Origin of the sequence: Mixta calida (assembly GCF_002953215.1) — a bacterium.
Classification (GTDB): Bacteria; Pseudomonadota; Gammaproteobacteria; order Enterobacterales; family Enterobacteriaceae; genus Mixta; species Mixta calida.
In genome coordinates this window covers 2607782-2630169 of sequence record NZ_CP026378.1, presented here as the reverse complement: position 1 = coordinate 2630169, position 22388 = coordinate 2607782, and the positions used below count along the sequence as shown (strand labels likewise).

Genomic DNA, 22388 nt, shown 5'->3' with positions numbered 1-22388 from the left:
TGGCAACCTATGCGCAATCCCCATTCTGGCGCAGGTTATCAACGTGGCTGAAGGTAGCGATAGCGACGAGGAAAAAACAGAATCCCCCACACCCCACCGACTTGAAAAAGCGCGTAAAGAGGGGCAGATCCCGCGTTCCCGCGAGCTGACCTCCCTGCTGATGTTGGTGACGGGGCTGATGGTGCTGTGGATGGGCGGCGAATCGATGGCCCGACAGCTGGCCGAAATGGTCGCGTCCGGCTTTAGCTTCGATCACCGTTTAATTAACGATCCCGGTCAGATTGTTCGCCATATCAGCCGTCTGCTGGGGCAGGCGGTGTCGGCGCTGCTGCCAATGATGGCGGGCCTGGTGTTGGTCGCCATCGCCTCGCCGATGCTGCTGGGCGGCATCGTGCTGAGCGGCAAATCCCTTTCCCCAAGCTTCAGTAAGCTGAACCCGCTGAGCGGACTGAAGCGCATGTTTTCCGCCCAGACGGCGGCCGAGCTGCTGAAAGCGGTGCTGAAGGCGGTGCTGGTCGGTTCGGTGGCGGGCTGGTATGTCTGGAGCCGCTGGCCCGATATGCTGCATCTGATTACCGAATCGCCCTGGAAGGCCCTGGCACACGGCATGAATATGATCGCCGCCTGTTGCTTTTTGGTGGTGCTGGGCCTGGTGCCGATGGTGGGCTTCGACGTGTTCTGGCAGCTGTTCAGCTATTTCAAAAAGCTGCGTATGACGCGTCAGGAGATCCGTGACGAACATAAAGAGATGGAAGGCGACCCGCATGTGAAAGGGCGCATCCGTCAGGCGATGCGCGCCGCCGCTCGCCGCCGCATGATGGCCGATGTGCCGAAGGCGGACGTGATCGTCACCAACCCGACGCACTATTCGGTGGCGTTGCAGTATGACGAGAAGAGAATGAGCGCGCCGAAGGTATTGGCGAAAGGCGCCGGTGACGTGGCGCTGCGCATTCGTGAGCTGGGTAAAGAACATCGCGTGCCGATTCTGGAGGCGCCGCCGCTGGCGCGCGCCCTTTATCGTCACAGTGAAATAGGACAGCACATTCCGGGCGCGCTCTATGCGGCGGTGGCGGAAGTGCTGGCCTGGGTATGGCAGCTCCGACGCTGGAAGCGCGAGGGCGGGCTGATACCGAAGAGACCTGAACGCTTGCCGGTACCGGCTGAACTGGACTTTGCAGGAGAGACAAGAGCTGATGGCTAATCTGGCCGCTTTATTTCGCTTACCGGGTAACATGAAAGATACGCAGATGAAGGTGCTGGCTGGCCCGCTGCTGATTCTTTTGATCCTGTCGATGATGGTGCTGCCGCTGCCGCCCTTTATCCTCGATCTGCTGTTTACCTTTAACATCGCGCTGTCGATCATGGTGCTGCTGGTGGCGATGTTCACCCAGCGCACGCTGGAGTTCGCCGCGTTCCCGACCATTCTGCTGTTCTCGACGCTGCTGCGTCTGGCGCTGAACGTTGCCTCGACGCGCGTGATTTTGCTGGAAGGGCATACCGGCGCGGCGGCGGCGGGACAGGTGGTGGAAGCGTTCGGCCACTTCCTGGTCGGCGGCAACTTCGCCATCGGTATCGTGGTGTTTATTATCCTGATCATCATTAACTTTATGGTGATCACCAAGGGTGCCGGGCGTATCGCGGAAGTGGGGGCGCGTTTCGTGCTTGACGGGATGCCCGGCAAGCAGATGGCGATCGATGCCGATCTCAACGCCGGTCTGATCGGCGAAGAGGAAGCGAAGAAACGTCGCTCCGAAGTCACGCAGGAAGCGGATTTCTACGGCTCAATGGACGGTGCCAGTAAGTTTGTGCGCGGCGACGCCATCGCTGGCATCATGATTATGATTATCAACGTCGTGGGCGGCCTGCTGGTGGGCGTGGTGCAGCACGGCATGCCGTTCGGCGCGGCGGCGGAAAGCTATACGCTGCTGACCATCGGCGACGGCCTGGTGGCGCAGATCCCGGCGCTGGTGATTTCCACCGCGGCGGGCGTTATCGTCACGCGCGTCAGCACCGATCAGGATGTGGGCGAGCAGATGGTGACCCAGCTGTTCAGCAACCCGCGTGTGATGATGCTGAGCGCTGGCGTGCTGGGGCTGTTGGGCCTGGTGCCGGGGATGCCGAACCTGGTGTTCCTGCTGTTTACCGCCGCGCTGCTGGGCCTGGCTTGGTGGCAGCGCGGTCGTGAGATGAAGCCGAAGGCGGCTGCGCAGCAGGCGATCCCGCGTGCGCAGGAGACGGCGGCGACAGTGGAAGCGACCTGGGGCGACGTGCAGCTGGAAGATTCGCTGGGTATGGAAGTGGGCTACCGCCTGATCCCGATGGTGGACAGCACGCAGGACGGCGAGCTGCTGGGCCGTATCCGCAGTATTCGTAAGAAGTTCGCGCAGGAGATGGGCTTTCTGCCGCCGGTGGTGCATATCCGCGACAATATGGATATGCCTGCGGCGCGCTACCGCATTCTGATGAAAGGGGTCGAGATTGGCAGCGGCGACGCTTATCCGGGCCGCTGGATGGCGATCAACCCTGGCACCGCCGCCGGCACCTTGCCCGGCGAACAGACGGTCGATCCCGCATTTGGTCTTGCCGCCATCTGGATCGACAGCGCGCTGAAAGAGCAGGCGCAGATTCAGGGCTTTACCGTGGTGGAAGCGAGCACCGTGGTGGCGACGCACCTGAACCATCTGATCGGCCAGTACGCCAGCGAGCTGTTTGGTCGTCAGGAGGCGCAGCAGTTGCTGGATCGCGTGAGCCAGGAGATGCCGAAGCTGACGGAAGATCTGGTGCCGGGCGTGGTGTCGCTGACGACGCTGCATAAGGTGCTGCAAAATCTGCTGGCGGAGCGCGTGTCGATCCGTGATATGCGTACCATTATCGAGACGCTAGCGGAGCATGCGCCGGTGCAGAGCGATCCGCACGAGCTGACGACGGTAGTGCGTGTGGCGCTGGGTCGCGCGATTACGCAGCAGTGGTTCCCTGGCAATGGAGAAGTGCAGGTGATTGGTCTGGATGCGACGCTGGAACGTCTGTTGTTGCAGGCGTTGCAGGGCGGCGGCGGTCTGGAGCCGGGCCTGGCGGATCGTCTGCTGGATCAGACGCAGCGCGCGCTGCAAAATCAGGAGATGCTGGGCGCGCCGCCGGTGCTGTTGGTGAATCATCCGCTGCGGGCGCTGCTGGCGCGTTTCCTGCGCCGCAATTTGCCGCAGCTGGCGGTGCTTTCCAATATGGAGCTGACCGATAACCGTCATATCCGTATGACGGCGACCATTGGAGGCCACTGATGAAATATGCGCTGTTGTCTTTAGCGCTGCTGCTGCCGTTAGCCGCGCAGGCGGCGGGCGGGGCGTGGCAGGGGAGCGCCGTCGGCGCGAGTCTGAGCAACCGCGGCGTCGAGGCCTCATCGGCGGCGATTACGCCGCCAGGGCCGGTATCCGGCGTGATGACGATTATCTACTGGCGTTTTGAGCTGACGGGCCCGCAGCCTGCGGGGATGCAGGTGAAGCTCTGTTCCAGCACGCGCTGTACGCCGATCGAAGGCGCCAGCGGCGCCACGCGCGGCCTGACGAATGTGCCTGCCGGCGATACGCTGCGCTTTATTTATAGCGTGCCTGGGCAGGGGAGGCTGTTTCCGGTGCTGCGCGTACTCAGCAATCAGGTGATGGTGAATTACCAGTAGGGCAGTTTGCTGCCGGTCTTGCTGATTGAAAACCGGCTTCGTGCCGGTCGCAAGAGGAACTGGCCGTTCGGCGGGACGGTATAAACCCATCCCTGGGACCTCCGCCCGCGCCTTCCCTGGCGCGGGAGGCCCGCCTCATCGGCTAGTTCCCCTTACTCCCCTGAGATTTGCGCTGCCGGAACCTTACCTGTGGTTTATTTTGTTGGGCTGAGAGATATCGGGGATGCTGGTTGAAAACCAACTTCGTGCCGGTCGCAAGAGGAACTGGCCGTTCGGCGGGACGGCATAAACTCATCCCTGGGGCCTCCGCCCGCGCCTTCCCTGGCGCGGGAGGCCCGCCTCATCGGCCAGCTCCTCTCGCTCCCTTGAGATTTGCGCTACCGGAACATTACCTTTTAATTGCCATTGTTCTGTGCCTTTTAGTCACATGGCGCCTGGAGAAAAATCAAAGCGATATCAATGCCGAAAAGCGGCGGCAAATTTCATCAGATGCTGAAGCCGAGGCGGACAGGCTGCGTAGTAAAGCTTCCGCGTCAGGGATGACGCGGCAGAGCCTCCAGGGATGGATTCATGGCGTCTTTACGGAGCGGCCTGTCCGCCGCTGGCTGCGCTGGGCTTGCGTCAACACCGAGTTTCGCCGCCGACCCACCCAACGCTGCGCTGGGCTTGCGTCAACACCGAGTTTCGCCGCCGACCTACCCAACGCTGCGCTGATGCCAACGCCGAGTTTCGCCGCTGACCTACCCAGGGCAAGCGCCGCCAGCAATCTCCCGCCGCGCCAAATCGCCAATAAAAAATCCACGCCGGAGCGTGGATTTATTCAGTCAGTCTCGCCGCGAAATCAGCGCGGCAAAGCGTAAAAGTTACATGCGCTCGACCGTCTCGATGCCCAGCGTATCCAGGCCCTGCTTCAGCGTGCGCGCGGTCAGCAGCGCCAGCTTCAGACGGCTCTGACGGACAGCTTCGTCTTCCGCAGAGAGAATCGGGCAGTGCTCATAGAAGCCGGAGAACAGGCCCGCCAGATCGTACAGATAGGCGCACATCACATGCGGCGTGCCGTCGCGCGCCACCAGCGTAATGGTCTCTTCAAACTGCAACAGGCGCGCCGCCAGCTGGGTTTCACGCTCGTCACTGAGCTGAATCTGACCTTCCAGCACCGCATTCTCATCGATGCCCGCTTTACGGAACACCGACAGCACGCGAGTATAGGCGTACTGCATATAAGGCGCGGTATTGCCTTCAAAGGCCAGCATATTGTCCCAGTCGAAAATGTAATCGGTGGTGCGGCTCTTTGACAGATCGGCATATTTTACCGCGCCGATACCGACGATATTCGCCAGCTTGCGCAGCTCGTCCGCATCCATATCCGGGTTCTTCTCAGAAACCAGCGCCGTCGCGCGCTCTACCGCTTCATCCAACAGATCGGACAGCTTAATGGTACCGCCGCTGCGGGTTTTGAACGGACGCCCATCTTTGCCCAGCATCATGCCGAACATATGGTGTTCCAGCGGCACCGATTCCGGCACGTAGCCTGCTTTACGCACGATGGTCCAGGCCTGCATCAGGTGCTGATGCTGACGGGAGTCGATGTAGTACAGCACGCGATCGGCGTGCAGCTGCTCATAACGATATTTCGCACAGGCGATATCCGTCGTGGTGTAGAGGTAGCCGCCATCCTTCTTCTGGATGATGACGCCCATCGGCTCGCCTTCTTTATTTTTAAATTCGTCAAGGAAAACCACGGTGGCGCCTTCGCTTTCCACCGCCAGCCCTTTGGCTTTCAGATCGGCGACGATGCCCGGCAGCATATCGTTGTACAGGCTTTCACCCATCACGTCGTTGCGCGTCAGCGTCACGTTCAGACGATCGTAAACCGTCTGGTTCTGCGTCATAGTGATATCGACCAGCTTTTTCCACATGGCGCGGCAATATTCGTCGCCGCCCTGCAGTTTTACCACGTAGCCGCGTGCGCGCTCGGCGAACGCTTCATCTTCGTCATAGGTCTTCTTCGCTTCGCGATAGAACGCTTCCAGATCGGAAAGCGCGATCGCTTCATGATGTTCGCGCTGCTGCTTTTCCAGATAGGCGATCAGCATGCCGAACTGCGTGCCCCAGTCGCCAACGTGGTTGGCGCGGATCACTTTATGACCGAGAAATTCAAGGGTGCGGGCCGCCGCATCGCCGATGATTGTCGAGCGCACATGGCCTACATGCATTTCCTTCGCCACGTTTGGCGCGGAGTAGTCGATAACGATGGTTTGCGCCTGCACCGGCGCAACGTTCAGGCGCGGCGACGCCAGCGCCGCTTCCGCCTGCTGCGCCAGGAACTCAGGCGCGAGGAAAATGTTAATGAAGCCCGGTCCGGCGATGTCGACTTTGCTGGCGATGCCGTCCAGCGCAAGATGCTGCACAACCTGCTCGGCCAGCTGGCGCGGTTGCTGGCCCAGTTTTTTCGCCACCGCCATGATGCCGTTGGCCTGGTAATCGCCAAACTGCACGCGCGCCGACTGACGAACCATAGGTTCGCAATCTGCCGGCGCGCCGACGGCGATCATCGCCTGACTAACTTTTTCGGAAAGGAGAGCCTGAATATTCACCGAGTTACCTTCACCTGTCTGCATTGCCCGCCGCGTTGCGGTACGGGCATTATCATCGCGGCGCCAGACAGCCTGGCAGGATGCTGTAAAATGGCGTCGCGGAAAAAAGAAGGGGGGAAGTATACTTGATTTGAAAGGAGGCGTCAGTAGCCCTTGCGGGCGGAAACACGGCTGTGTATGTTTCCGCCAACGGGAAAAAAGGTTAGCGACGTCTGAGGTGACGATACGGGTTGCTTACCGTTTTTTCATTGCGCACTTTCCAGTGGCGGGAGATAGCAAACCCCATCAGCGCGATCAGAACTGCAATAATAATGAGTTTAAACATATAGCCATTCCTTGTGTGATGGTTCGGGTAAATCTATAAGAAAGCCTTAGTAGCCGCAATTGCGATACCGCCCAATTAGGAATTACCTTAAACCTCGTTCAAACGTAATTAAAAACATAAGGTTAATGATGCTTTTATAAAATATTTTTTGGCTCTGTACCGTGCTAAACTGGACTTTAATACGATAAATTCCGTCAATTTATCAATAATCTTAAACTTAAAGACTATTTTTATAACTATAACTGGTCTTGTACGTGTGCTCAAAAAGCGAGCAATGGTTAGTGTGACTTAATAAAAATGAGGGGTAATTGTGCCATTCAGGAATAATCTGGAAGCGTTGTCCGATCTTGCAAATGACCTGCCGCGTTTTGAACAACAGCTAACAAACCTGGCGGAAAAGCTGGGGTTAACACTGGAAAATCTTGAGGCTGATCATATTTCGGTGCGCTGTCATCAAATCACGACGGCGGAGCGTTGGAAGCAAGGATTGATGCAGGTTGGACACCTTTTCTCAGAAAATTTGATTAATGGTCGACCCATTTGTTTATTTGAATTGACGGAGCCGTTACCGGTAGGGCCGTGGCGCATCAACGTGGTGGAGCTGCCCTGGCCGGGCAATAAGCTTTATCGCCATGAAGGCTGGGAGCATGTTGAGATTGTACTGCGCGGCGACCCGGAGACGTTGGGCGCCCGTGCGATGGCGCTGTTGTCCGACAATGGCCTGTTGCAGCCTGGCATCTCATTTAAAACCAGCTCGCCCCAGGGGAAAAAGAGCGTCTGCCTAACCCGACTCTGGCAGTGACCGACGGCCAGATTACCATTAAATTCCATCCCTGGAGTTTAAAAGAGATCGTTGCCAGCGAGCAGGACAGTTAAGCTGCGGCAATCGCCTGTTTCATCCGCGCCACCGCCTCTTCCAGCGTGGCGCGCGTACAGCCGAAATTGAAACGTACAAAGCCGTCGTCGCCAAAATCCCGTCCGGGCGATAAGCCCAACCCATGTTGCTCGAACCAGGAGGCGGGGCTGGCGACGCCGGGCAGACGTGCGGCCACCCATGCCAGATAGGTCGCTTCTGGCGGCGTCACGCTGAGTCCGGGCAGGGCGTTGATCTGTTGACACAGCCAGTCACGGTTGCTGCGCAGATAGTCCAGCTGCGCATCCAGCCAGGGCTGACCGTCGCGCCAGGCCGCCGTCGCGGCGGTCAGCGCCAGAATATCTACCTGCGGCACGATGCCGCGCCGTGCCTCATTGAACCGTTGTCGCAACGCGTCATTCGGAATCACTGCCAGCGAAGCGCCCAGGCCGGCGATATTGAACGTTTTCGACGGCGAGATTAGCGTAACCGAACGCTGCGCGGCGTCTTCGCTTAGCGTCGCGAAAGGAATATGTCTCAGGCCCGGTTCCAGGATCAGCTCGCTGTGGATTTCATCAGAGCAAACGATCAAATTGTGGCGCTGCGCGAAACGCAGCTGCGCGTCCAGCTCATCACGCCGATATACCGTGCCGCCGGGATTATGCGGATTGCACAGCATTAGCAACTTTTCATTGCCCTTCAGCTGCATCTCCGCCGCCATTAAATCCATCACCCAGCGATGATTTTCCTGGCGCATTTGCAGATTGAGCTGATCGCGTTGCGCCCATTTCGCTGCCAGTCGGAACGGCGGGTAGATGGGCGTGGGGGCGAGGGTGCCTTCGCCTGGCGCGGTAAAGGCGCGTACCGCAAGATTAAGTCCGGCGACCACGCCCGGCAGCAGAACCAGCCACTCCTTCTCAATCCGCCACTGGTAGCGCTCGGCCAGACGCGCTTTTACTACGGCAAACAGCTCATCAGGCTCGGCACCGTAACCGAATACCCCATGTTCGACGCGCTGATGCAGCGCGTCGATAACCGCAGGCGGCGAGCGAAAATCGGTATCCGCCACCCACAGTGGTAAAACGTCGCGATCGCGATATTTTCGCCATTTCAGGCTATCGCTGTGATGCCGGTCTATCCATTGGTCAAAATTGAATGCCATCATTAACCTTCCCATTATACTGCCCTGCAAACTGAGCCTAATCGAGAATCAGAAAACCAGCCAGCAGTCATTAAACAGGAGGATGAAATGGTAAAACTGGAAGTCTGCTGCTACGGAATAGATTGTGCGGTGACCGCACAGGAGGCGGGTGCTGACCGTATTGAGCTTTGCGCGGCGCCGAAAGAAGGTGGCCTGACGCCCTCTGCCGGCATGTTGCAGGCGGCGCGCTCACATCTTCATATACCTGTTCATCCCATTGTACGTCCGCGCGGCGGCGATTTTTGTTACAGCTCGCGCGAATTTGCCGCGATAAAATCGGATGTGGCGCTGATCCGCGAAATGGGCTTTCCGGGCGTGGTGTTTGGCATGCTGGACGAAGATGCGCATATAGATATCAGCAAGATGCGGGAAATCATGCCGCTGTGCGGCGATATGGCGGTAACTTTTCATCGCGCATTTGATCTTTGTCACAGTCCGAAACGTGCAATGGAAATATTGACCGATTTGGGCGTTGCGCGCATTCTGACATCAGGGCAGCAGCAGAGCGCCGAAAGCGGAATTGCATTATTAAAGGAACTTAACGAGTTCAGCGAGGGTCCAATTATTATGGCCGGTGCTGGCGTCAGGTTGAGCAACCTGCAAAAGTTTCTCGACGCCGGGATTTGTGAGCTGCACAGCTCCGCCAGCCGCCAGGTTTCTTCTCCGATGCGTTACCGGAAAGCGGGCGTTTCAATGAGTTCAGATGTGGAAACCGATGAGTTCAGCCGTCAGTGCGTTGATGGCGATATGGTTGAGGCGATGAAAAGCATTATGCAGATGAACAGCGTTCGGGTCGCCTGAACCCAGACAGTTTTTGCCGCGCAGCACGCCGTTCCTCAGACGTGATGTTTGCAAGTACCAAACCCCAGCACTTTGTTGGGGTTTTTTTTGTCTGAAATATGCGTGTAAAAAAGATATCGGCAGGGCGCAGCTGCGCGCCCGGCAAGGGCGACTCCCGCTCCGCAACCGCGCGTTTAGGGTTTAAGGACAGATACGATGAAAACTATATCTGTCATAAGAACGTATCTAAGGATATTCGCTGCAAGAGCATCTGGTACCGATCGCGCCCTGGCTGGGATGAAGCCTTTCCCATCAAAGACGCATCGCCTCGTCTGGTCCATCGCATCCTTGACTCTGCCGATCCTGTGTCGTTGACCTGTTTCGGTTGGTCCTTATTTTGTTAAGATTATTCTTAGTATATAGCGCAATATCATTATATAATCTTCACCTTTCCTTAAGACGATAGCGGTAAAGCAGTAGATAAATGAAAAGTGCGGGATGTACAAAAATGAAAAACAGGCTAACAGGAGCAGCAGTTGCCGTACTGGTACTGACCCTGACAGGATGTAAAGAAAAAGAGGGTGTGACTTTTGTCAAAGATCCTGATAATAAGGCAGAAAAAATAGTGCCGCCAGGCTGGGCCACCGTCGCGCGCAGCGAGATCGAGAGTGGTTTGTCGATGAGTGTTTTCAGCGCGCAGTGTAAGTTGCTTTACCGTGAGGCCAACTGGTTCGTCGGCTGTAAGCCGGTAAAAAGCGAGGCGCCGTTTATGCTCTATTCCATCAGAGAAAATGAAGCATTACGAGAGAGTTTTGCTGCCACGGCGGTTAATCAACAGGCAAAAAAATATACACATCAAAACGTGTTATTGCGTCAGATAGCGCAGCCAAAAGAGAATGATTATGCCGCGCTTAACGTTGATAGCCTGCAACAGGCTTATGATGCGCTGGCCGGCGCATAACGCATAACGCATAACGCATAACGCATAACGCATAACGCATAACGCATAACGCATAACGCATAACGCATAACGCATAACGCATAACGCATAACGCATAACGCATAACGCATAACGCATAACGCATAACGCATAACGCATAACGCATAACGCAAACCGGCGCGATGCTAAACCGGCCAGATGAAATTACGCCGACCAGTCAGTCGGCGTAACACACCTCTCTTTCTCGGTATCAGATAACACCAAATGCGTGTTACTTATTTCCCCGATCGCTAATGCGTGCCGTCGAAACGTGCGTATTGCCTTTTCTTTATCATCTCTTCGTTGCACAGCGTTAAAGCACCTCTTACCTTCCTTAAGCCTTCAACCATTTTGAATGCCGTTTTATCCCCTGTAATTTCCTGACGCTTTCATTGGGGAGCGTTCTATGGATGCTTAATGCATCCGTTAGCTATTAATGTTAATACGTTTTGATTCATCAATAAAACAACTCAGTAGCAAGCCTGACGAAAGATAAGCATTTAATGTTACAGCATTGATAACCTTTACTAACAACATAAGCCCTGCTTTATCAAGCCGGGCGGTAATGCTACGCGATGATGCCTTTTTTTTGTAACTTATTGATTAATAGCTAATAAAAAGAAACAACGCTCTGCCACAAAATTTGTTCATTTTTCAATCAATGAAAAGCTCCAGAACAGGAGAAATGTATGTTTTGATTATTTTATTGATATGTAAGGAATTTATGACCTTTCCGTACCAGCGCTGGCTGTAGCGAGAAAATTTTTTTCGTTCCCGCTGAAAAAAAATTGCTGCTTTGAAGCAACTGGTTACCGTTAAGCTTGCTTAACCATTTCGTAAGAAAAAATGATTAGCTGTCAAAAAGTTAGCTCTCCTCCTGCCCATCGTCAGGCATCGTTGATCCTACGTTTAGTTATCGGAAACAGCGATTTTGCTACTGATTTTTTCAGTAAACAAACTTGACAGTTTATTAATACCTAATAGTATTTTTAATAACAAAAGTTATGGAGTGTGGTGAATATGTTAACCGCCTCGTCAGCGAACTAATAAGCCGCATTCATGCTTCAGGGGCGTGTTGAAGCATAGTTAACCCACGGAGCGGCGCCTCGGCGTCGATGGGGAGTTGGATAACTGACGGGCTGAGTAGCTGAAGAGGTTCGCCATGATTTATGTCTTATATCGTGTCGCCGGTGGGCAGTACTGCGAGTTCACCTTACCGGATGAAGATGTGGCGGCTTACCGGCGCAAATCACGGATTAAAAAGATAGCGACGCCGATGAGTTCGGCGGAGGGAGAGAGTTCGACTGCTGGTAAACGTGGATCGTCCACGGTTAAAAAGCCGTTAGATGGGCCTTCGAGATAACGATAGACGCTGATGCGCTCGTTTACGCGAGCGATGACCAGGTCGCCGGATTCGGGCTGAATATCCGTATCGACAATGACGATACTGCCCGCTGTGGCCTCGGCGCAACCGCTGTTTCGATCGATTAAATAGGCTCGCCAGGTTTTTTTGGCGCGGACGCCGTTAGGCGTGGCGATGGTTTCGCTGGTTTTACCCGCCAACGTCCAGACAGGCACGTCACTGGCCGCGGGAGCTTGCATAAAGCCTTCTTTAGTTGAAGGCCCCTGCATCTCTCCCTGACCTTTGGCCAGCCATTCAACGTTAACGTTGAGGGCGGCCGCGATGTCGACCAGTTTACGCGATCCAGCGGCCTGACCTTTCGTCAGGCGCCAGATGGTAGGCTGCGAAACGCCGGATGCTTTAGCTAAAGCACCCTGCGTCATCCCGGCCATTGTCATCGCTATATTGAGCCGCGTAGCAAGAGAATCTGTTTTCATAAACGAAAATTTATAGCGTGCCGTATTGTTCGTCAAACACGCTTTGCTATGGCCTGTTTCGATACGTTTTGTTATGGGTTCTCAGCATTATACATAACAGAACGAAAACCACCAATGTAGCAGAGCCAATTTTTAACAAGGTCACGGGTGAGTCGTAAAAAGGAGCTGTCTATGAGTGAAGTTATAAAAATTCTTAAATTTGAAGAGGGTTACCGGGCGAAACCTTATATCGATACCGAAGGTTTTCCAACCGTGGCTTACGGCATCAAGCTTGGGCCGCGCGGCTGCCCCATTAGTCATTATACCTTTACCGTTCCTGAGGTGGTGGGCAGCGTCTGGCTGGAAACCCTGTTGAGCAATAACAGGTTACAAATGAATAGCGTACCAGGCATTGTCGATGCGCTGCGACACTGCAACGAACCACGTAGCGATATTTTATACAGCATGGCCTGGCAGATGGGCGTTGAAGGGCTGGCAGGATTCAAGAATACGTTGGCCCTGATTTCTCAGGAAAACTTCGCCGCCGCCGCCAGCAGCATGTTGATGAGTAAGTGGGCGCGCCAAACGCCTAATCGGGCAAAACGCCACGCAGATGTCATGCGTAGCGGCAGTTATGAAAGCTACAGAGGGGTAATTATATGACAATGAAACTAAAGCTGGTTAGGGATTGGCGGGACTGGTGGCGCTGGCATTCTACGAAAGCGCTGGTGTTGCTGGGTCTGTTACCTACCATCTGGTTAGAAATGCCGCCGGAATGGAAGACATTAATCCCGTCGCACTGGCTGCAAATTGCCTCTTTCATCGTGATGGTGCTGGGCATGCTTTCACGTATTACCCGACAAAAAGCGCCAGAAGGAGGGCAGACAGTGTCACAAGGTGACGACACGATAGACAGACACCAGGGCTAAATAATAAAAACGGCAAAAATATAATTTCCGTAATACAAGCGGAAAGGGAATTCCGCAACCTGAATTTAGGTCGTTCGTAGTGTGAATATATCCGTAAGTAAAAAATAAACTTATCAAATCATTTATTCTGGAGGTTTTTATGTCTTTAACTACATCTTCTCAAAACATCGCCGCAAATAGCGCAACGGATTATACCACTGATAATACCGCTGCTTTTCAGGCGCTACTTAATAAGGAACGATATGTTATCGTCGACACCATTATTAATTTATCTGCGCAGGTTAAAACTGCCTTTGAAGGGCAGATTATCGAAGGTACCGAAACGGGCGAAATTCGGCCGATCGGCACGAATATGAGTATTCGATCAATGATCGCGTTGAAGCACAAGCGCTGTCGGCTGCGTAACCTGAAATCAACCAACCCGTTACTGCTGCAAAGTAACGCCAGCGGCGATAACGGCGGCGGCCGTCAGGGGACGGTAGATATTCAGGCGGACTTCTGCGTTATTGAAGGCTGTACCATGATTAACCAGGTAAACGCGGTAATCGCTGGCTCCATTCAGCGCGCTCACGGTTCGCGTATTATTGGCAATAACTTCCTTGATTGTATTGGCGTCGGGCTGGAAGAGCGCGGCGATGCGGTCAGCATCTGGGGATCGGGTACGGTAATTGCCAATAACTACGCCTCCTGTAAAGAAGGCACCGACGGACGCATCGCGTTTCATGCTGAAGCGCCGGTCACCTCAAACAGCGGGCGTGCGCAGTTTGACGCGCAGCACACCATCATGGCGAATAACCTGGCTTATGGTCCGTTCCGTCGTCACTTTGTGATGGAAGGCATCACCAACGGCAGTTCGATTGGCAACGTTTCTATCGGCGGCGCGACCTGGTGGGGTGAAGCCTATATTATGTGTACCAACGTGGTGGTGGAAAACACCATCAAATATACCCGTACGCCGGTTGATACACAGGGGGCGAACTGGGCGCCGAAGCGGGGAGCCATTTGTGTTCAGAACTGGTCATACAACGTTAATATTCGCTCAACGGTGGTAATGGACGAAGGTTCTGTGGGGGATGGTTTTATTCTGGATCGATCCTCAACGGTGAAAGGCGAACATAAATTGACGTTGCAGCTCTCTATGCTGAATAAAGGCGACCCGAAAAATAACGCTTTTAATTTAGTGCCGGCGGAAGATCTGCATCTGGTTAACTGCTATGCCGAAGGCTTCTCCGCGTTGTTGAAAGGAACGACCAGCGATTATAATACCGTGCTGTTAACCGGCTGCCGTTTAATCAGTAATGGATCGGCTACCGGCATCCTTATTCAGGGCGGTAGTGGCGGTACGCTTTCTATTAACCACAGCATTATTGATGTAGGCACAAATAACTTTGCCATGAACCTGTTTAACCTGGCGAAGGTGCATATTACCAGTACCGGCTATTCTGCAGCAAAATTCGCCGTCGGCATGCAGAATATTGGCGAGAAATTTGTTATGAGTAACTGTTATAACCTGAACTCCGCCGTGCCGCTGACCCTGCGCTATACCAAAACCAGCACCACAGGAGGAGCGCCGGTGGTCACTTCTGGAGGCGACGTGCCCGATATTGAATGGCTGTTTAACGAGAACGACGGCATTACCTGCGGCTTCGTTTACTCGCAGGATCAACTGAAGTCGGCCGCGTCAACGGTGAATACCGTGGGCAAGGCGATGGGTAAAATTGTGCTGGGCTATGGCGCTGATAAAAAGCTGCGTTACTACTACGCAACTGCGCCTGATACCAAGGGGGCCTGGGTATCTTTCGACAATAGCGAAACCATTACGCCAGCGTAACCGTATGACCTTCCGGCCTGGCCGGAAGGTCTTTTTTATTAGTTTTTTTAATATTTGTAACTCCTCCAGATTGATGCCTGTAAAGGCCATATTTGCATTTATGCTCCGCGCGATAAGATCCATCTTCCGCTGTTGGCGCCATTAATATTACTGCCGCGATTGATATGACGCCTCTGTTTATTTAATTGAAATTAAAATGCAATTTCTTTTAGACAATATTCACTTTCAGAATACCCCGATTAACTCACAACGGTAGTCAAGTAATGAATGGCCAGGTTTTAAGACAAGCCTGTGAAAATTAATAATGTAATATTTTACATATGAAACTATTTCACTACTCTGAGCGAGCAAGCTGGAGCGCACCAGGTAAAGGACAGGTCCATTTATTTTATGAAATAGAGAGGATTGCTATGCCAGTCTTCACATCATCGCTCAATATCAGGGTTACAACGGCAACAGATTATAAAACCGACAATACGAAAGCGTTACAGGCATTACTTCAACAGGCGACGCATATTATTATCGATACGGTAATAAACCTTTCCGATCAGGTTAAAACCTCTTTCGAAGGGCAGGTTATTGAGGGTACGGAAACCGGAGAGATCAGGCCGATTGGGGAGAAGATGAAAACGCATTCGATGATCGTTTTAAAACATCCCAACTGTAAAATATTAAATCTGCACTCAACCAATCCTCTGCTGTTACAAAGCAACCTTGCCAGCAATAAAGGCGGCGGCCGTCAGGGAACCATCGATATTCAGGCCGACTTTTGCCTTATACAAGGCTGCACCATGGTGAATCAGGTCAATGCGGTGATTGCCGGTTCAAACTATCGCGCTCACGGTTCGCGTATTCTGGAAAATAACTTTTTCGACTGTCTGGGCGTCGGCCTGGAGGATCGCGGCGATGCGGTCAGCATCTGGGGATCGGGAACGGTGATCGACGGCAACTACGCCTCCTGCAAAGAGGGCACCGACGGGCGCCTGGCTTTCCATGCTGAAGCGCCGGTTACCAACAATGATGGACGACCGGAGTTTGATGCCCAGCACACCATTATGACCAATAATCTCGCCTGGGGACCCTTTCGGCGCCATTTCGCCTTTGAGGGCATCACCAACGGCGTTTCGATCGGCAACATCTCAATTGGCGGCGCGACCTGGTGGGGTGAAGCTTATATTATGTGTTCCAACGTGCTGGTGGAAAATACCATCAAATATACCCGCACCGCCGATATCAAAAACGGCGAGGAGCAGTGGCATCCGATACGCGGCGCTATTTGCATACAAAATTGGTCAAAGCACGTCAATATCCGCTCGATGGTGCTGATGGATGAGAAATCAGCCGGCGCCGGGGTGGTGCTGACGCGCTCCTCCACCGTGCAGGGCGACCATAAACTCACGCTGCAGGTTTCGATGCAGAACCGCGGACTGGAAACCAATACCGCTTTTGATCTGGTACCGGCGGAGGATTTGCATCTCAACAATTGCTATGCCGAAGGCTTCGGCATGCAGATTAGATCGGGCGCGGCGGAGCACAACAATCTGCTGCTTACCAGCTGCCGCTTTGTTGGCAACGGCACGGCTACCGGCATTCTGTTTAATAAGCCGAGCGGCACTCTGGGAGGGAACCTGTCGATAAACAACTGCATTATCGACGTTGGCGCCAATAACATTGCTATCCATTTGATCGAGCTGGCCAATGTGCATATCGCGAATAGCGGTCTGAGAGCGGCAAAACTCGCCGTTGACCTTCAGGATATCAAAGAAAAGTTTGTACTAAATGACTGCTACAACATGAACACTGATGTTCTGCTGGGTCTGCGCTACAGCGCCAGGGAAGGCACCAGCAGCCCCGTTGCCAGGGAAGCGGGCGATGTGCCGAATATCGCCTGGCTGGTTAACGATAACGTCGGCATCAACAGCGGCTTCATCTACTCGCAGGCGCAGCTGGCGGCCAGGGACGGTGCCATTAATACCACCGGCAAGGTGACCGGAAAAATGGTGCTGGGCTATGACGCGAATAAACAGCTACGCTATTATTATGCCACAGGCAGTTCGGCGACCGCGCCCTGGGCTGCTCTGGAAACTACCGGTTCGGTAACCCCTGCCTGACGCCAGCGGCCTTCCGCTTCTGTCGGAAGGCCGATTTATGTCGTGTGCCGATATATTTTCACGAGAAGAGATGATGAAGCCTGGATATTTGCTGTTACTGATCGGCGCGGCTGGCTTGTGGAGCAGCGGCGCGGCGCTGGCGGCAGAAACCTGCCGTCGCGTCGGCGATGCGATCAATAACAGCAACAGCGTGATCTTATTAGGCGGCACGGCGAAAGGGCAGATTAAGCAGGTCGTGATGGGAGAATTCGGTAAAAACGTCAATTCGCAAAAGCGCGTGCTGGGGCAGTTTAACCGCTGCGGCCAGCTTACCGTTGCCGATATCAGCTACGACAAAGACGATCGGAACGTGGTGCTGGCGATGGAGCAGCATGTAGCGCGCGTCAGTCATGGCTGGCTGGCGCAATACCAGATCTCTGTTAGCGTAAGGAAGGAGAATGCGCTGGTAGAGGTAAATAATAAGCAGGGCGTTATCAGCTATATGGTGGGAGAAAAAGGCAATATCATCAGCGCCAGCGACAGCTTTATCCTGATGGGCAATAAAGGCTTCACGGAAACCACCTACCAGTATGATAAACACCTGCGCCTGAGCAGCAGCGTATCGCGCGGTTCGGACGCGCTGACCAACGGCGAATATCACTACCGTTGGAGCCCGGAAGGCCTGCTGCTGGGCAGCAGTTCGGAGCAGGGAAAAGAAAGTTACAGCTATGATAAACAGCAGCGCGAATCAGGTCTGCGCGCGGTAAGCAACAACCGCAACGGCACGACGGTGACGCTGGATGAGTGTCAAAGCTGGGATGACGTGGGAAACTGCACGCTCAGCTATTCGCAAGAAACGGAAACCGACGGTAAGGAAACGGTACAGCGCCAGCTCAGCACCGCCTACCGATTTGAATACTGGGACAGTGCGGCGAAAACGGAGTAACAGGCGCCCGCAGGCGCCTGAACATTATTTCACCGTTTTGCTAAACGCGTCTACCGCCAGAATGGCGTTCGCCACCGCTTCCGGCGTCAGGCCAGGATTCAGGTTTTTCAACGTATCCCCTTCGCTATTGGCCAGCGCGCCCACCTTCACCAGATTCTCCCAGCTTTCGTTTTCCAGGTGCATCTCTTCCAGCGTGGTCGGCATATTAATGGCGCGGTAAAAGCGGATATAACGTGCGATCTCCTCATCGGGCCGCTGTTCCAGCACCATCTGCGTCAGGGTGCCATAGGCGACTTTTTCGCCGTGGGTGAGGTGATGAATGTCCCCTTCAATAGCGGTAAAGCCATTGTGGATGGCATGCGCGCCCGCCAGCCCGGCGTTTTCAAACCCCAGGCCGGAAAGCAGCGTGTTCGCTTCCACCACAGCTTCCACCGCTGGCGTCACGCGCTTTTGCGCCACGGCGGTCCAGGCGCTGTAGCCCCAGGTGAGCAGCGTCTCTTCGCAGGCGCGGGCGATGGCCATGCCGGCAATCGTCGGATCGCCGTTCACCATCGATTTGCCGTGAGAGCGCAGCACCGCCTGCGCCTCGACATAGGTCGCCAGACCATCGGCGATGCCAGAGGCGAACAGACGCACCGGCGCCTGCGCGCAGACCCAGGTATCCACCAGCACCAGATCGGGGTTTTTGCTATAAAAACGGTAGCTTTCAAACACGCCGCTGTCGGAATAGATCACCGACAGCGCGCTGCAGGGCGCATCGGTTGAGGCGGCGGTGGGCACAATCACCACTGGCGCATGCAGCTCGTCGGCGACCGCTTTTGCCGTATCCAGCGTTTTACCGCCGCCCAGACCCACCACCACGGCGGAGCCGCTTTCCTGAGCGACGCTTGCCAGACGGCTGATTTCATTGCCGGAGGCCTCGCCGTTAAACTTCTCGTAGCGCTGCTGAACGTTGGCCTGCCGCAGCGTATTCTGCACCTGCTCGCCGACTAACCCCCAGACCACCTCATCGGCGATCAGGAAGGCGCTGTCACCCAGTTCTTTCAGGTACGTGCCCAGTTCGGCCAGCACGCCGGCGCCCTGAACATATTTTCGCGGTGAGGAAAAAACAAACTTACTCATACCAGCTCTCCTTTAAGCTACGGGTTTTACGTGATGGCTTAAAGCCTGGCAGGTTTCTGCGGGCTGGCTTGATGATCCGTGGGGAAAAGGCAAATTCTTGCGCAGGGCGGTTAGCCATAGCGCTGCTGATGGGCTTTTTTACGCCGCAGATAATCGGCGTCTGCGCGGATTTTATCCCAGTACGCCTTGAAGATCGTTGCCGATTCCACCTTTTCCGGGTCAAGCTGCTGCGGCAGCACCTGACGCTGGGCATCATATTTTTTGCCGCCGGGATGATTGGCGTAGCGACGCGCGCGGGTAAAGCCCATCTGAATAAACTTGCGCGCCATATCCATGCCGACGAAATCATCCTGCTGTCGGTATTCCTCAAACAGCGCCATAATTTTCTCCGCCGATTCGCGGGCGATGGCCGGGGTACGAAAACGCCAGTGCGGCAAAATTTCCGATTTATAAGGCTCGACGAGCAGCACGCCCTGTTCGCCGCGTCCCACCTGGTACAGCTCTGGATGCTGGCGAAAATCGATTTGGCTGAAGTCCTGCTGATAATCAAATTCTCTCATTCTTCCTCCTGCGGCCGCTGCGATAAGTTTAGCCGCTGCGGAGGAAGTTAGCGTAACGCGCTCCTGCGGCAGAACAGAGGTCAGCAGGCAAGGATTTCATTTTGTTTACAATGATTTTACACTGGGCGGCTTAACACAGGCCTGACGCCAGGGCGTTTCTGCAAGGAGGCGCGATGACTAGATGACGACCGACGCATGCCGCGCCGTCTGTCGTCAGGTCAGGAATAGTCCGCTTCATCAAAAAGGAACGCGTTATGATCTCTTCTCTGCTGGCTTTTCTGGTCGCGATTGTCATTCTGACGCTGACGCCCGGTTTTGACACCGCGCTGGTGCTGCGCACCTCGGCGGCGCATGGCGGCTGTCGGGCTTTCGCCTCGGCGCTGGGCGTCTCCAGCGGCTGTTTCGTCTGGGGCGTGGCGGTCAGCTTCGGGCTGGGGGCGTTGCTGCTGGCGTCAGAGGCGGCCTATAACCTGCTGAAATGGGCCGGCGCCGCGTATCTACTCTGGCTCGGCGTCGGGCTGCTGCTGCGTCCGCGCAGCGCGCTGCCTGGCAGTCAGGCGCTGGAAACGCCGCCGGGCTGGATGGCGCTGTTCGTTAAAGGACTGTTCGGCAATCTGCTTAACCCGAAAGTCGGAATTTTCTACGTATCGTTTTTACCGCAGTTTATCCCCGCTAATGCGTCGGTGGCGCTCTGGAGCAGCGCGATGGCCTTTACGCACGCGCTGATCGGCCTGCTGTGGAGCGGGATGCTGATTATGGGGACGCGCTATTTCGCCGAGAAGCTGCGGCGCCCGGCGGTAATGAAAGCGATGGATCGTCTGACCGGCTGCGTATTTATCGGCTTTGCGGCGAAGCTGGCGCTGTCGCGGCGTTGATCAAAAAGGGCGCCGTCGGGCGCCCTTGTCAGATTACGGTTTGCGCGCCACCAGCACGGCGCGCAGCGGGGCGGGATAGCCCTCCAGCGTTTTGCCGCTGTCGTGCGGATCGAGGAAGTCCGCCAGCGATTCGGTGGTCATCCAGTCGGTACGGCGCTGTTCTTCTGTGCTGGTGCGGGAAAAATCGACGATGCGCACATCAACGAAACCGCACTTTTCCAGCCAGCACTGTAGCGCGGCGGCGGAAGGGATAAACCAGACGTTGCGCATTTGCGCATAGCGTTCGCCCGGCACCAGCACATCATGCTCGTCGCCCTCAATCACCAGCGTTTCCAGCACCAGTTCGCCGCCGCTCACCAGCTGGTTTTTCAGCTGAAAGAGATGATCGAGCGGCGAACGGCGGTGATAAAGCACGCCCATGGAAAAGACGGTGTCGAACGCTTTCAGCTCCGGCAGCTGCTCGATGCCCAGCGGCAGCAGGTGCGCGCGCCGATCGTCGCCCAGCAGTTTACGTACCGCTTCAAACTGGCACAGGAACAGCTGCATGGGATCGATGCCTACGACCAGCCTGGCGCCGGCGCCGAGCATGCGCCACATGTGATAGCCGCTGCCGCAGCCGACGTCCAGCACTGTGCGTTCGGTCAGCGGAGAGATATGCGGCAGCACGCGATCCCATTTCCAGTCGGAGTGCCACTCAGTATCGATATAAGTGCCATAAAGCGAGTAGGGGCCTTTGCGCCACGGCATCAGGTTGCGCAGCAGCTTTTCAATGCCCTGACGCTGACGCTCGCTGAGCGTATCGCTGTCGGCGGTGACGCTGTTGATTAAATCGATATGCTGCGGCGTCAGCAGCGGCAGGTTGTCCACCGACTTCTGCCAGTGGCGAAAATGGCCGTGCAGGTTTTCGCGCTGCCATGCCGCCAGCTGCGCTGGCAGCACTTCCAGCCAGCTTGCCAGCGGGCCCTGGGCGATCTGCTGATAAAATCTACCGAAATCGATCATGCCGCACCCGCCTTCAGCGCCACCAGCGAGCCGAAGTTAAAGCACTGAAACCAGAGTTCGCTGTGTTCAAAGCCTGCCTGACGCAAACGCGCCTTATGCGCTTCCACCGAGTCGGTCAGCATCACATTTTCCAGCATGCTTCGCTTCTGGCTGATCTCCAGCTCGCTGTAGCCGTTGGCACGCTTGAAATCGTGATGCATGTTAAACAGCAGTTCGCCGACGTCGGCGTCTTCAAAGCTGAATTTCTCCGACAGCACCAGCGCGCCGCCCGGATTCAGGCCCTGATAAATGCGCGCCAGCAGCGTCAGCCGATCGGCGGGCGCGAGGAATTGCAGGGTAAAGTTCAGCACGACCATTGACGCGTTTTCGATGGGGATATCGCGAATATCGGCTTCGATCACCGCTACCGGCGTGCTGGCGCGGAAGGCGTCGATATGGCGGCGGCAGCGTTCAACCATCGCCGGGGAATTATCGACCGCAATGATTTTGCAGCCGTCGGCCTGCACCGAGCGGCGCACCGACAGCGTGGCGGCGCCGAGTGAACAGCCGAGATCGTACACCTGGGTATTCGGCGTGACGAAGCGCTCGGCCAGCATGCCGATCATGGAGATGATATTGGAATAACCCGGCACCGAGCGCTGGATCATATCGGGGAAAACTTCAGCTACGCGCTCGTCAAAGGTCCAGTCGCCCAGTTTATCAATAGGCGCGGAGAACAGCGTATCTCGATTAGACATAGGGGTAAATCCGGTCAACTACGGAAAGGCGCATATTTTGTCAGAAAGCGCGGCGCGCTGCATCATTACT

20 protein-coding genes and 1 pseudogene are annotated in these 22388 nt (G+C 55.2%); 13 read left to right on the top strand and 8 right to left on the bottom strand.

Annotated elements, in window-relative coordinates; translation table 11 throughout:
* Positions 1-43: 43 nt before the first annotated feature.
* The 4 genes from flhB to C2E16_RS20580 all read left to right on the top strand — a co-directional run bounded on the left by flhB (position 44) and on the right by C2E16_RS20580 (position 4533).
* Complete coding sequence (flhB, locus tag C2E16_RS12605) at positions 44-1201, top strand: flagellar biosynthesis protein FlhB (protein ID WP_038625580.1); 1158 nt, start codon at positions 44-46, stop codon at positions 1199-1201.
* Complete coding sequence (gene flhA, locus C2E16_RS12600; RefSeq protein ID WP_038625582.1) at positions 1194-3278, top strand: flagellar biosynthesis protein FlhA; 2085 nt, start codon at positions 1194-1196, stop codon at positions 3276-3278. Before flhB ends, flhA begins: the two co-directional genes overlap by 8 nt.
* Entirely contained in the window at positions 3278-3673 is a 396-nt protein-coding gene (flhE, locus tag C2E16_RS12595; RefSeq protein ID WP_038625584.1) for a flagellar protein FlhE, read from the top strand. Before flhA ends, flhE begins: the two co-directional genes overlap by 1 nt.
* 230 nt (positions 3674-3903) lie before the next feature.
* Positions 3904-4533 (top strand): hypothetical protein, encoded by a 630-nt coding sequence (locus tag C2E16_RS20580; RefSeq protein ID WP_133052046.1) that lies wholly within the window; start codon positions 3904-3906, stop codon positions 4531-4533.
* 3 nt (positions 4534-4536) lie between these two features.
* Here C2E16_RS20580 and argS read toward each other — a convergent pair whose 3' ends face one another.
* On the bottom strand, positions 4537-6270 hold the full coding sequence (gene argS / locus C2E16_RS12590) for an arginine--tRNA ligase (RefSeq protein ID WP_038629965.1): 1734 nt from the start codon (positions 6268-6270) through the stop codon (positions 4537-4539).
* Positions 6271-6472: 202 nt separating this feature from the next.
* Positions 6473-6595, bottom strand: a complete 123-nt coding sequence (locus C2E16_RS21165; RefSeq protein ID WP_257152221.1) for a hypothetical protein — start codon at positions 6593-6595, stop codon at positions 6473-6475.
* Positions 6596-6905: 310 nt separating this feature from the next.
* Between C2E16_RS21165 and C2E16_RS12585 the strand changes: the two are divergent.
* Positions 6906-7471: pseudogene (locus C2E16_RS12585) on the top strand (VOC family protein).
* Here the strand turns inward: C2E16_RS12585 and C2E16_RS12580 are convergent.
* Entirely contained in the window at positions 7468-8610 is a 1143-nt protein-coding gene (locus C2E16_RS12580) for a MalY/PatB family protein (protein ID WP_084970068.1), read from the bottom strand. The pseudogene C2E16_RS12585 and the gene C2E16_RS12580 sit on opposite strands and share 4 nt — an antisense overlap.
* Before the next feature lie 87 nt (positions 8611-8697).
* On the opposite strand from C2E16_RS12580, the gene cutC reads away from it, so the two are divergent.
* Both cutC and C2E16_RS12570 read left to right on the top strand, forming a co-directional pair.
* Positions 8698-9450 carry a copper homeostasis protein CutC gene (gene cutC, locus C2E16_RS12575; protein ID WP_038625588.1) on the top strand — a complete coding sequence of 251 codons (753 nt, stop codon included), beginning with the start codon at positions 8698-8700 and terminating at the stop codon, positions 9448-9450.
* Between the two features lie 463 nt (positions 9451-9913).
* Positions 9914-10390: a hypothetical protein gene (locus C2E16_RS12570; RefSeq protein ID WP_133052045.1), complete on the top strand. Its 477-nt coding sequence runs from the start codon at positions 9914-9916 to the stop codon at positions 10388-10390.
* A 1254-nt stretch (positions 10391-11644) separates the two neighbouring features.
* Here C2E16_RS12570 and C2E16_RS12565 read toward each other — a convergent pair.
* On the bottom strand, positions 11645-12283 hold the full coding sequence (locus C2E16_RS12565; protein ID WP_244947406.1) for a LexA family transcriptional regulator: 639 nt from the start codon (positions 12281-12283) through the stop codon (positions 11645-11647).
* 111 nt (positions 12284-12394) lie between these two features.
* Between C2E16_RS12565 and C2E16_RS12560 the strand changes: the two genes are divergently transcribed.
* From C2E16_RS12560 to C2E16_RS12540, 5 genes are all read left to right on the top strand, one after another.
* The gene (locus C2E16_RS12560; protein ID WP_306552669.1) at positions 12395-12889 is read left to right on the top strand and encodes a lysozyme family protein; all 495 of its coding nucleotides are present in this window, start codon (positions 12395-12397) and stop codon (positions 12887-12889) included.
* Entirely contained in the window at positions 12886-13155 is a 270-nt protein-coding gene (locus C2E16_RS12555; RefSeq protein WP_244555262.1) for a DUF7940 domain-containing protein, read from the top strand. The genes C2E16_RS12560 and C2E16_RS12555 overlap by 4 nt, the downstream gene beginning before the upstream one ends.
* A gap of 352 nt (positions 13156-13507) precedes the next feature.
* Positions 13508-14986, top strand: coding sequence for a hypothetical protein (locus C2E16_RS12550; protein WP_146107479.1), 1479 nt, complete (start codon positions 13508-13510; stop codon positions 14984-14986).
* Positions 14987-15396: 410 nt separating this feature from the next.
* Complete coding sequence (locus C2E16_RS12545; protein WP_084970062.1) at positions 15397-17097, top strand: hypothetical protein; 1701 nt, start codon at positions 15397-15399, stop codon at positions 17095-17097.
* Between the two features lie 73 nt (positions 17098-17170).
* Positions 17171-18022 (top strand): hypothetical protein, encoded by an 852-nt coding sequence (locus tag C2E16_RS12540; protein WP_038625600.1) that lies wholly within the window; start codon positions 17171-17173, stop codon positions 18020-18022.
* Positions 18023-18046: 24 nt separating this feature from the next.
* Here C2E16_RS12540 and C2E16_RS12535 read toward each other — a convergent pair whose 3' ends face one another.
* Complete coding sequence (locus tag C2E16_RS12535) at positions 18047-19144, bottom strand: glycerol dehydrogenase (protein ID WP_038625602.1); 1098 nt, start codon at positions 19142-19144, stop codon at positions 18047-18049.
* 110 nt (positions 19145-19254) lie between these two features.
* Positions 19255-19704 carry a DUF4385 domain-containing protein gene (locus C2E16_RS12530; protein WP_038625604.1) on the bottom strand — a complete coding sequence of 150 codons (450 nt, stop codon included), beginning with the start codon at positions 19702-19704 and terminating at the stop codon, positions 19255-19257.
* Positions 19705-19958: 254 nt separating this feature from the next.
* Between C2E16_RS12530 and C2E16_RS12525 the strand changes: the two genes are divergently transcribed.
* Positions 19959-20579 (top strand): LysE family translocator, encoded by a 621-nt coding sequence (locus C2E16_RS12525; RefSeq protein WP_174705316.1) that lies wholly within the window; start codon positions 19959-19961, stop codon positions 20577-20579.
* A 33-nt stretch (positions 20580-20612) separates the two neighbouring features.
* Here the strand turns inward: C2E16_RS12525 and cmoB are convergent, their stop codons facing one another.
* Together cmoB and cmoA are read right to left on the bottom strand one after the other, a co-directional pair.
* Positions 20613-21581, bottom strand: coding sequence for a tRNA 5-methoxyuridine(34)/uridine 5-oxyacetic acid(34) synthase CmoB (gene cmoB, locus C2E16_RS12520; protein WP_038625606.1), 969 nt, complete (start codon positions 21579-21581; stop codon positions 20613-20615).
* Positions 21578-22318: a carboxy-S-adenosyl-L-methionine synthase CmoA gene (gene cmoA, locus C2E16_RS12515; RefSeq protein ID WP_038625608.1), complete on the bottom strand. Its 741-nt coding sequence runs from the start codon at positions 22316-22318 to the stop codon at positions 21578-21580. The genes cmoB and cmoA overlap by 4 nt, the downstream gene beginning before the upstream one ends.
* Positions 22319-22388: the final 70 nt, after the last annotated feature.